Origin of the sequence: Streptomyces sp. NPDC005863 (assembly GCF_042871345.1) — a bacterium.
GTDB lineage: Bacteria > Actinomycetota > Actinomycetes > Streptomycetales > Streptomycetaceae > Streptomyces.
Window position 1 is genome coordinate 439,852 of sequence record NZ_JBIAII010000002.1, and the last position, 12,317, is coordinate 452,168.

Below are 12,317 nucleotides of genomic sequence, written 5' to 3' on the forward strand. Positions count from 1 at the left end.
TGCACGGTCGGTTCACACACCCAGTTCTTTGTCGATGAAGTCGAGGACCTGGTCGGTCGTGGCGACCTCCAACTGCTCCTTGGTGGAACCGGATCCGGGTGCGGCACCGACTGCCTTCCACTTCGTCAGGAGCGCTTCGAGCCGGGCCGTGACGGCGTCGGCGTCCACGTGTTCGGCGAGGGATCCGGTGAGGGCGGTCTCGAGCCTCGCGAGATCGCGGAGGACCGGGTCGGTGGCCTCCTGCCCGGCGTTGGGCCCGCCCGCCGCGCCGCCGGGGGCGCCGTCGGGGGCGAGTTGCGCGCCGAGGTGTGCGGCGAGGATGTCGGCGTCCGGGTGGTCGAAGACGAGCCCGGAGGGCAGCCGGAGGCCGGTGGCGGCGGACAGCCTGTTGCGCAGTTCGACGGCGGTGAGGGAGTCGAAGCCGAGCTCCTTGAACGTGCTGCCCGTCGCGAGGCTGTCGGTGCGCTGCCCGAGGACGGTGGCGGCCTGCTCCCTGATCAGCCGCACCAGCGTGTGGTGCCGGTCGGACGGCGGCAGGGCGGCCAGCCGGCCCGCCAGGTCCGCGGGCTGTGCGCCCGCCGAGGCGGTCGGCCTGCTCGCACCGCCCATGGGGGAGGTGGAGGTGGCGGTGGCCAGGCCGCGCAGGAGCGGGGGGCGGGTGGCCACCGGGTGGGTGGCCAGGGTGCGCAGGTCGAGGTTGAATCCCACCAGGTGGGGGCGGCCGTGTCGGTAGGCGGCGTCCATCAGGGCGAGGCCGTGTTCGCGGCTCATGCCCTTGACGCCGATACGGCTCATGCGGGCGACGTCGGTGTGGCTGAGGGTGCCGGTCATTCCCGTGCCGGTCGTTCCCGTGCCGGTCGTTCCGGCGGGCGTTGTCGTGGCGGGGCGCGTGGTCGAGGCGGGGCGCGTCGTCGTGGCGGGGCGTGGGGTGCCGGTGTGTGTGGTGCCGGCGGCTGGTGTGGGGGTGTCGGCGCTGCCACTGCCTGCCGTGGCGGTGCCTGCCGTACCGCTGCCGGATGCCGGGCCGTGCGTCGTCCCGCTCAACTGGGCGGGAGCGGTCTCCCACAACCCCCAGCCCACCGAGACTCCCGACAGTCCCCGGGCCCGGCGGTGCTGCATCAGTGCGTCGCAATAGGCGTTCGCTGCGGCGTAGTTGGCCTGTCCCGGGCTGCCGAGGGTGGCGGCCGCGGAGGAGAACACGGCGAAGAGTCCGAGCCGCATGCCGCGTGTCGCCTCATGCAGGTGCGCGGCGGCCGAGGCCTTGGCCGCCCATACCCGGGCCAAGCCTTCCCGTGTCTGGGCGGTGACCACCGCGTCCTCCAGTACACCGGCGGCATGCACGACTCCCGTGAGCGGATGGGCGGGGTCGGTCTTGCCGACCAGTTCCGCCACCGACTCCGCGTCACTGACATCCGCGGCGGCCACGGTCACCTCAGCGCCCAACTCACGTATACGAGCCGTCAGTTCACGCACCCCCGGGACGTCCGGGCCGCGGCGACTGGCCAGCAGCAGATGCCGTACACCCCACTCCCGCACCAGGTGCTCGGCCACGACCTGACCCAGCGCACCGGTACCACCGGTCACCAAAACCGTCCCCTCGGGATCGAGGACGGGCGGAACCTCCAACACCAGCTTGCCGGTGTGCTTGGCCTGACTCATGAACCGGAACGCCTCCCGCGCCTCGTCCAGCGGCCAGGAACGTACCGGCAACGGCTTAAGCCGGTCTGAGGTGAACAACTCGACCAGCTGGTCAAGCATCCTCCCGATGAGGTCCGGCCCGGCGTCGCCGACCAGGTCGTACGCGGTGTACGTGACCCCCGGGGCCCCGGCGGCCACGTCTTCAGGGGTACGGACATCGGTCTTGCCCATCTCCAGGAACCGCCCGCCGTCGCCGAGCAGCCGCAGCGAGGCGTCGATGAACTCACCGGCCAGGCTGTTGAGTACGACGTCCACGCCGCGCCCACCGGTGGCCCGGCGGATGGTCTCCTCGAAGTCGAGGTCACGGGAGGACGCACGGTGGGCGGCATCGATGCCCATGTCGTCGAGCACGGCGTGCTTGGCGGGGCTCGCCGTCGCGAAGACCTCCGCGCCCAGGTGCCGGGCGATCTGTACGGCCGCCATACCCACACCACCCGTACCGGCATGGATCAGCACCCGCTCCCCCGCCTTCAGGCCGGCCAGCTCCACCAACCCGTACCAAGCGGTGAGGAAGGCCGCGGGAACTCCCGCCGCCGCACGCATGTCCCAGCCCCTCGGGACCCGCGTGACCATGCGCGCTTCGGCGACGACCACGGGACCGAAGGCTCCCTCGAACACGCCCATGACACGGTCGCCGACCGAGAGGTGCGTGACCTCGGATCCGATCTCCGTGACGATGCCGGCGCCTTCACCACCCATCGCGCCGTACGCGGGAACCATGCCGAGGGCGACGAGGACGTCGCGGAAGTTGATGCCGGCGGCGTGTACGGAGAGCCGTACCTGGCCCGGACCCAGAGGGTCGAGTACTTCGGGGCAGGCGACCGCCGCGAGCTCGTCCAGGGAACCGTCGTTCACCATCCGCAGACGCCAGGCGGGCTCGCCGGGGGCGGGGACGAGTGCGGTGGGGCGTTGCGCCCGCGTCAGGCGCGGGATGTGTATCTGCCCGCCGCGCAGGGCCAGTTGGGGCTCGTCGAGATCTTCCACGGCGTGACGCACTGCGGCTTGCGGCAACTCGGCGATGTCACCGTCGACGTCCATGAGGACGAAACGGTCCGGGTTCTCCGACTGGGCGCTGCGGACCAGACCCCACACCGCGGCCGCACACGCGTCCACGTCCACGCCCCCGTCGCCGAGGCCGACGCCGTCGACGGCGACCGCACCTCGCGTGACCACGAGGAGTCGGGACTCGGCAAGCTCCGGCGCGGCGAGGAACTCCTGCACCAGCGCCAGGACCCGTTCCACGACCGGCAGACCGCCGTCACCGTGACTTTCGTCGGCGTCGGCGGGAACCGTGACCGGACCGAGCACGGCCCACGGAGCCTCGCCGCCCGCCGGCACCACATCAGCGAGAGCGACACCGTCCGTGAGACCTACCCAGTCGTCTCCGCGTACGGATACGCGCATGGATTCGCGCACGGATCCGCGCCCGGACGCGTCGGTGCCTTCCGCAGCCGGGAGCGGCGTCCAGTCCACCGTGAAGAGGCCGCGTACATCGCGCCGTTGGGCGGCTGCCAGTTGCTCCGGTCGTACGGGACGGGTCTGCAGGGCCTCGACGTTCAGGACCGGCCCACCGGTCACATCGGTGACGGCGACGTTCAGCCCCTGGTCAATGCTCGCGCCGACGGGGCGCAGGCGTACGCGTACGGTCGTGGCGCCCGTCGCGTGCAGCGAGACGCCGGTCCACCCGAACGGCACGTAGACCTGGTCGTCCTCGGATTCCTCCTGGAACCGGGCGACGAGGAGGGGGTGGAGGGTGGCGTCCAGGAGGGCGGGGTGGATGCCGTACCCGTCATGGCCACCTGCGGCTTCGGGCAGCTCCACCTCGGCGAGCAGATCCTCTCCGTCCCGCCACACCGCGCGCAGCCCCTGGAACGCCGGACCGTACGCGTACCCGGACTCCGCCGCCTGCGCGTAGAAGCCCTCGACCTCCATGGGCTCGGCGCCGGCGGGAGGCCAGACGCCGCTCAACTCAGCTTCTGTGGAGCCACTTTCGAGGGCGAGGGTGCCGGTGGCGTGGCAAACCCACGCGTCGTCACCGTCCACGGCATCCGTATCGGGGCGGGTGTAGATCTGCACACCCCGCCGCCCGTCGTCGTCGGCTTCCTCCACCACGACCTGTACTCGCAGGCCGGACGCCTCAGGCACCACGACCGGCGCCTGCAACATCAACTCATCCACACCAGCACAGCCGACCTCGTCACCGGCCCGCAGCGCCCACTCCACCAGTGCCGCACCCGGCACCAACACCGTCCCGGCCACCGCATGATCTACCAGCCACGACACACCGGACCGCGACAACCGGCCCGTCAGCAGACAACCGCCCCGGCCGGCGAACTCCACCGCCGCCCCAAGCAACGGATGCCCCGCAGCCACCAAACCCAGCCCCGCCGCATCCCGACCGCCACCACCGCCACGCCCCGACAACCAGAACCGCTCCCGCTGGAACGCATACGTCGGCAAATCCACCACCCGCGACGCTCCACCACCCGGCAACACCGCAGACCAGTCGACGTCGACACCAGCCACATGCAAACGCGCCACGGCCTGCACAAACGCCTCCTCCTCCGGACGTTCGCCGGCGAGGGAGGCGACCAGGACGGACTGAGCACCGTCCGTTCCCTCCAGGGTGTGCTGGGCGGCGGTCGTCAGCACGGGAGCGGGACCCAGCTCCACGAACACACCGGCCGAGTCGGCGAGTTGGGCGATAGCAGGATGGAACAACACCGGCTGACGCACATGCCGCGCCCAGTACTCCGGAGCCGTGATCTCCGCCCCGGCCCGTTCCCCGGACACATTACTCATCAAGGGAATCGACGGCTCCCGGAACTCCACATCCCGCAGAGCCTCCGTGAAGTCGGCCAGCATCGGCTCCATCAACACCGAATGAAACGCGTGACTGACCGACAACGCCTTCGTCTTACGACCCCGCTCAGCCCACAAAGCCGAAATCGCAGCCACTTCCTCAACAGGCCCCGAAATCACCGTGGAATCCGGCGTATTAACCGCCGCCACACCGACGTCACAGCCCTCCACATCAGGCGCCAACTCCTCAGGAGTCGCCTGCACCGCACACATCGCCCCACCCTCAGGCAACGCACCCATCAACCGTGCCCGAGCCCCCACCACCCGACACGCATCCTCCAGCCCAAACACACCCGCCACATACGCAGCCGCAATCTCCCCGATGGAATGCCCGACCACCACATCAGGCCACACCCCCACCGACCCCCACAACCGCGCCAAACTCACCTGCAACGCAAACAAACCCGCCTGCGCCCACAACGTATGACCCAACAACTCCCCCGGACCACCGAATACGACATCCTTCAGCCCAGGACCGAAAGACCCCAACTCCCCATCCAACAGCCCGCACACCTCATCAAAGGCATCAGCAAACACCGGGAACCGCTCATACAAACCAGCCCCCATCCCCACCAACTGACTCCCCTGACCACTGAACAGCCAGACCACCTCACCACCGATCCGCTCCCCCGCAACGGGCGGACCGGTGAGGGACGAATGCACGTCACCAGCCGCCAACGCCTCCAACCCCGCGATCAGCTCACCGCGGTCCGCGCCCGCGACGACCGCGCGCCGGTCGTGCACCGCGCGCGTCGTCACCAGTGACCAGGCCACATCGGTCAGCGGTGCGCGGGACGCGTCTTCGGCGAAGTCCCGCAGGCGGCTCGCCTGAGCGCGCAACGCCTCCCGGCTACGTGCCGACAACACCCACGGCACCACCGACCCAACACCCACCGGCTCCGGCAAGTCCGCACGCACCAGTTCCTCCGGGACCTGCTCCAAAATCACATGCGCATTCGTCCCCGACGCCCCGAACGACGACACCCCCGCACGCCGAACACGCCCCACCTCCGGCCAATCCACCGACTCCGACGCCAGCCGAACCGCACCCGACTCCCAATCCACATGCGGCGACGGACCATCCACATGCAAACTCGCCGGCACCACACCACGACGCAACGCCATCACCATCTTGATGACACCCGCCACACCCGCAGCCGCCTGCGTATGACCAATATTCGACTTCACCGAACCCAGCCACAAAGGCCGACCCACAACCCGACCCTGCCCATACGTCGCCAACAACGCCTGCGCCTCAATCGGATCACCCAAAGTCGTCCCCGTACCGTGCCCCTCCACCACATCCACATCAACCGGCGACAAACCACCACTCGCCAACGCCTGACGAATCACCCGCTCCTGCGACGGACCATTCGGCGCCGTCAAACCATTACTCGCACCATCCTGATTAACCGCCGAACCACGCACCACCGCCAACACCCGACGACCCGCCCGACGCGCATCCGACAAACGCTCCAGCAGCACCACACCCACACCCTCGGAGAATCCGACTCCGTCGGCGGCGGCCGCGTACGCCTTGCAGCGGCCGTCGGGGGAAAGGCCGCGTTGGCGTGAGAATCCCGCGAACATGTCGGGGTCGGCCACGACGGAGACACCGCCCGCGAGAGCGAGATCGCATTCGCCCTGTCGCAGCGCCTGCGCCGCCATATGGAGGGAGACCAGCGACGACGAGCACGCCGTGTCCACCGTGACCGCCGGGCCCTCCAGGCCGAAGGTGTAGGCGACGCGGCCGGAGACCATGCTTCCGGTGCTCGCCAGGTAGGCGTAGCCCTCCAGTTGGGCGTCGGCCTCGGGGAACGACTTGGCGTAGTCGTGGTTCATCAGGCCGACATAGGTGCCGGTCAAGCTGCCCTTGAGCGTCGTCGGATCGATGCCCGCACGCTCGAACACCTCCCACGACGCCTCCAGCATCAGGCGCTGCTGCGGATCCATCGCCAGCGCCTCACGCGGATTGATCCCGAAGAACGCCGCGTCGAAGTCCCCCGCGTCCGGCAGGAATCCGCCCTGGTCGGCGTAGCTGGTGCCGACGTGCTCGGGGTCGGGGTGGAAGAGGCGTTCCAGGTCCCAGCCTCGGTCGGTGGGGAAGGGGCCCATCGCGTCGGTGCCGGAGTCCAGGAGTTCCCACAGATCCTCGGCGGAGCTGACGCCTCCCGGGAATCGGCAGGTCATGGCGACGATGGCGATCGGGTCGTCGGTGTCGGCCGTCGTCGGCCGCGGGCGAGGGGCCACCGGCGCCGGGGCGGACGTGGCCGCCGCCGCGCCCGCTAGGCGCTGGGCCAGGTGGGCCGCGAGGGCCTGGGGCGTGGGGTGGTCGAAGACGAGGGTCGCGGGCAGCCGCTCGCCGCAGGCGGCCGAGAGGCGGTTGCGCAGTTCCACCGCCGTCAGCGAGTCGAAGCCAAGGTCCTTGAAGGCGATGTCGACCTTCACCTGGGCCGCCGATCCGTGGCCGAGGACGGCGGCGACGTACTCGCGTACGACATCGGTGAGCAGCCGCGACCGGGCCTCCGCGTCGAGACCCACGAGGCAGCCGGCGAGCGCGCCGTCCGCGAGGCCCTCGGACGCAACGCGACGCCGCGTGCCGGACGCGGTGAGCGTGCGCAGCAGCGGCGACAGGTCGTCGGTGACGGCACGCGGGTCGAGGTCGGCCGCGACCACGTAGGCGCGGTCGTGGGCGCGGGCGGCGTCGAACAGCGCCAGGCCGCCCTCGTCGGTGAGCGCGGCGAACCCGGTGCGCTTCATGCGGGCCAGGTCGGTCTGGCTGAGTTCTCCGGTCATGCCGCTGGTCGCCTGCCACAGGCCCCAGGCGATGGACTGGCCCGCGAGTCCCTGGGCACGGCGGTGCTGGACGAGGGCGTCGCAATAGGCGTTCGCCGCGGCGTAGTTGGCCTGGCCCGGGCTGCCGAGTGAGGCGGCCGCCGACGAGAAGACGGTGAACAGGCCGAGGGGCGTCTCGCGGGTCGCCTCGTGCAGCAGCCGTGCCGCGGTGGCCTTCGCGGCCCATACGCCCGCGAGGCTCTCGGGGGTCTGGGCGGTGACCACGGCGTCGTCCAGGACACCCGCGGCATGGATCACGCCGGTCAGCGGGTGCGCGGGGTCGACGGACGCGACCAGTGCGGCGACCGACTCCGCGTCGGCGACGTCCGCCGTCGCGATGGTCACGGTGGCGCCCAACTCGCGTATCTGAGCCGCAAGTTCGAGGGCTCCTTGGGCCGCCTCGCCGCGGCGGCTCGCCAGCAGCAGGTGTCGTACGCCCCACTCCCGGACGAGGTGCCCGGCCACCAGCCGGCCCAGGACTCCGGTGCCGCCGGTGACGAGAACCGTGCCCGCCGCCGGATCGACACCCTCGGTACCGGTGGCCTTGGTGGCTCCGGGGGCCTCGGTGGCCTCGTCTGCCTCGGTGGCCCCCTCCGAATCGTCGGCCGCCGTCGACTCGGCGCGGACCAGCCGTGGCACACGTATCTCGCCGTCGTGCAGGGCCAGTTGCGGCTCCTCGTGGTCACCGTGTGCCGCTGCCAGGGCCGCGGCGATCGTGTCGTGCGGGCCCAGGTCGACGAGCGTGAAGCGCCCGGGGTTCTCCGACTGGGCGCTGCGCACCAGGCCCCACACGGCCGCGGCCGCCACGTCCACATCACCGGAACCGGAACCGGGACCGTCGCCGTCCCCCCCCACGGCCACCGCCCCCCGCGTCACCACCACCAGGCGCGCGTCCGTGAGCGGCGAGGCGAGCCAGGTCTGGACGAGGTCGAGGACGTACGTCGTGAGGGCCAGGCCGTCGTCGGTCGCGTCCGGCACGGCCGGCACGGCCACCAGCGACGGCGTGGGCGAACCCGCCTCGACGGAGGCGATCAGTTCGGAGAGGTCCGCGACGTCCTCGCCGAGCGTCACCCAGTCGCTCCCCGGAGCCTCCGGGACCGGCACGGTGTCCGTGCCCGAGTCGTGTCCGGGGACGGTCCATGCCAGGTCGAACAGCCCGTGCCGGTCGCGCGCCCCCGCCACGGCCAGGCGGCCCGTGTCGGTCGGGCGCGGGCGCAGGTCCCGTACGGAGAGGACAGGCGCGCCCACCGCGTCGGCCACGGTGATCCGCAGCCCTTGGTCGACCCGGTCGCCGAGGAGGGTGAGCCGAACGCGGACCGTCGTGGCGCGTACGGCGTGCAGGGTCACGTCGTTCCAGGCGAAGGGCAGCCAGACCTGTCCGGCGTCCGCCGCGGGGAGGAGCAGCGCGGCGGGCTGCAGGACCGCGTCGAAGAGGGCCGGGTGGATGCCGAACCCGTCGGGGTCGCCGGCCTCCTTGGGCAGCGTCACCTCCGCGAGGACGTCCTTGCCGTGGCGCCACAGGGCGCGGACGCCGCGGAACGCGGGGCCGTAGCCGTATCCGGTCTCGCCGGCCCGCGCGTAGAGGTCCTCGGGGTCGGCGGGCTCGGCGCCGGCCGGGGGCCAGGCGCCGTCGAGGGGTTCGGGGGCGGCGTCCTGCGGTACGGGGGCGAGTACGCCGGTGGCGTGGCAGGTCCAGGGCCGGGACGACGTGAAGGCGTCGTCGTCATCGGGGCGGGAGAACACCTGGACGTCGCGCCGGCCGTCGGCGGCCGCCGCGTCCACCACGACCTGGATCTGCAGCCCTCCGATGTCGGGCAGGACGAGCGGCGTCTGCAGCGTCAGTTCCTCCAGGGCGGGGCACCCCGCCTCGTCGGCGGCGCGCAGCACCCACTCCACCTGCGCGGCGCCGGGCACCAGCGCGCGGCCCGCCACGACGTGGTCGTCCAGCCAGGCCGCCGACTGCCGTGCGAGCCGGCCGCTCAACAGGTGTACGTCGCCCCCGGCGAGGCCGACGACGGCGCCGAGGAGCGGGTGCCCCGACGCGGCGAAGCCGAGCCCGGCAGGGTCGCCGGACGTTCCGCCGGTGGGGGCGATCCAGAAGTCCTGGCGCTGGAAGGCGTAGGTGGGGAGGTCGACGGTACGGGGGGTGGGGTCGGCCGGGAACCAGCGCCGCCAGTCGACCTCCGCCCCGGCCACGAACGCCTGGGCGGCGGCGCGAGTGAGCTGGACGGCGTCGCCATGGTCGCGGCGCAGGGTGGGGATCACCGTGGCGGGCACGTCCGCCCGCTCGATGAGGCTTTCGGTCGCCAGGTTGAGCACGGGGTGCGGGCTGACCTCGATGAACAGGCGGTAGCCGTCGGAGAGCAGGGCGTCGACGGTGTCGGCGAAACGCACCGTGTGGCGCACGTTCCTGACCCAGTACGCGGTGTCCAGGGTGGTGGTGTCGGGCAGGTGGCCGCCGGTGACGGTGGAGTAGAACGCGGTCTCGGTGGCGGCGGGGTCGATGCCCGCGAGCTTCTCGGCGAGCTCGTCCAGGATGGCGTCGAGCTGCGGTCCGTGGCCGGCGACGTCGGAGGCGACCGTACGGGCGCGCAAGCCGCGCTCCTGGGCCTCGGCGACAACTGCGGCGATGCCTTCGGGCGGGCCCGAAATGACGGTGGACGAGGGGCCGTTGACGGCGGCGACGACCACGCCCGGGTGCCCGTCGACGAGTTCGGCGGCCTGCTCCTGGCTCACGCCCAGGGAGGCCATGCCCCCGCGCCCTGACAGTTGCCGCAGCAGGACACTGCGGACGGCCACGATGCGCGCCGCCTCGTCCAGGCTGATGGCGCCCACGACGCACGCGGCCGCGATCTCGCCCTGCGAGTGGCCGACGACCGCGGCGGGGACGACGCCCTGGTCGGCCCAGACCGCGGCGAGCGCGACCATGACGGCCCACAGCACCGGCTGGACGACGTCGATGCGGGCCAGTTCGGAGCCGTCGCCGCGCAGTACGTCGGTCAGGGACCAGTCGACGTACGCGGAGAGCGCCTGCTCGCACTCGGCGATCCGGGCCGCGAACACCGGTGATTCGTCGAGGAGTCGGGCGCCCATGCCGACCCACTGGCCCCCCTGGCCGGGGAAGACCAGGACCGGGCCCGGACCGGTGGCGCCGGCCGCCGCGGACACGACGTCGGGTGCGGCCTGGCCCGCCGCCAGCGACCGCAGGCCGTCGAGAAGCTCCGCACGGTCCGTGCCGATGACGACGGCCCGGTTCTCGAAGACCGACCGGGTGGTGGTGAGGGACCAGCCGATCTCCGCGGGCGACCCGGGCCGCGGGTCCGCGCCGACGTGCTCGGCCAGCCGGGCCGCCTGGTCCCGCAGGGCGTCCTCGCCGCGCGCGGAGATCACCCACGGCAGCACGGCGCGCGCCCCGAGCTCGGCCTCCATGCCGGGCTCGGGCTCGCGCTCGGGCAGGGGCGCCTCTTCCTCGGGGGCCTCCTCCAGGATCACGTGGGCGTTCGTCCCGGACATGCCGAAGGCGGAGACGCCCGCGCGGCGCGGGCGTTCGCCGCGGGTCCACGGCACCGGTTCGGTCAGGAGCTTCACGGTTCCCGTCGACCAGTCGACGTGCGGCGTGGGCTCGTCGACGTACAAGGTGGCGGGCAGGAGTTCGCGCTGGAGCGCCATCACCATCTTGATGACGCCGGCGACACCGGCGGCGCCCTGCGGGTGGCCGATGTTCGACTTGACCGAGCCGAGCCACAGCGGCCGGTCCGCGTCCCGCTCGCGGCCGTACGTGGCGAGCAGCGCCCCGGCCTCGATGGGGTCGCCGAGCTTGGTGCCGGTGCCGTGCGCCTCGACCGCGTCGACCTCGGCGGCGCCGAGTCCCGCGTTGGCGAGGGCGGCGCGGATGACGCGTTCCTGGGAGGGGCCGTTGGGGGCGGTCAGGCCGTTGCTCGCGCCGTCCTGGTTGACGGCCGAGCCGCGGATCACGGCGAGGACCCGGTGGCCGTTGCGGCGCGCGTCGGAGACCCGCTCCAGGAGGAGCAGGCCCGCGCCCTCGGCGAAGCCGGTGCCGTCGGCGGAGGCGGCGAACGCCTTGGAGCGGCCGTCGGGGGACAGCGCGCCCTGCCGGGAGAACTCGGTGAACGCGCCGGGCGTCGACATGATGGTCACGCCGCCGGCCATGGCCAGGTCGCACTCGCCCTGCCGCAGCGCCTGGGCGGCCAGATGCATGGCGACCAGCGAGGAGGAGCAGGCGGTGTCGACGCTCACCGACGGGCCTTCGAGGCCGAGGGTGAAGGAGATGCGGCCGGACAGGACGCTGAGCGCGTTGCCCGTCAGGAGGTGGCCCTCCACCGTCCTGTCGGGCTGCGCCCCGCCGAATCCGAGCACTCCGGCCCCGATGTAGACGCCGGTGGGGGTGAGCTTGAGTGCGGCCGGGGCGATGCCGGCCCGTTCGAGCAGCTGCCAGGCCGTCTCCATCAGCACCCGTTGCTGCGGGTCCATGGCCAGTGCCTCGCGCGGGCTGATCCCGAAGAACGCGGCGTCGAAGGCGGGCGCGTCGTCCAGGAACCCGCCGCGGCGCACGTAGCTGGTGCCGGGGTGGTCGGGGTCCGGGTGGTAGAGGCCGTCGAGGTCCCAGCCACGGTCGGCGGGGAAGTCGCCGATGGCGTCGCCGCCTTCGGCGACCAGGTCCCACAGGGCTTCGGGGGTGCGGGTGTCGCCGGGGAAGCGGCACGCCATCGAGACGATGGCGATCGGCTCCTGGGAACGTTCCTCGACCTCGCGCAGGCGCTGGCGGGCCTGGCCGAGGTCCACTGTGACCCGCTTCAGATACTGACGAAGCTTCTCTTCGGTAGTCGACATCGAACGTCACTTCTCCATCACTGAAGGTCACAGGGCGCAGGGCACAGGTCACCGGGCACGGGGCTCCGGAG

The 12,317-nt window shown here is 72.0% G+C and carries 1 protein-coding gene; it reads right to left on the reverse strand.

The features are described from left to right. Positions 1-12: 12 nt before the first annotated feature. Complete coding sequence (locus tag ACFYO9_RS08140; RefSeq protein ID WP_388666093.1) at positions 13-12,246, reverse strand: SDR family NAD(P)-dependent oxidoreductase; 12,234 nt, start codon at positions 12,244-12,246, stop codon at positions 13-15. Between the last annotated feature and the right edge of the window lie 71 nt (positions 12,247-12,317).

Coding starts and splice junctions, on each gene's coding strand:
- ACFYO9_RS08140 (WP_388666093.1), bottom strand. CDS start 12,246: ATGTCGACTACCGAAGAGAAGCTTCGTCAGTATCTGAAGCGGGTCACA.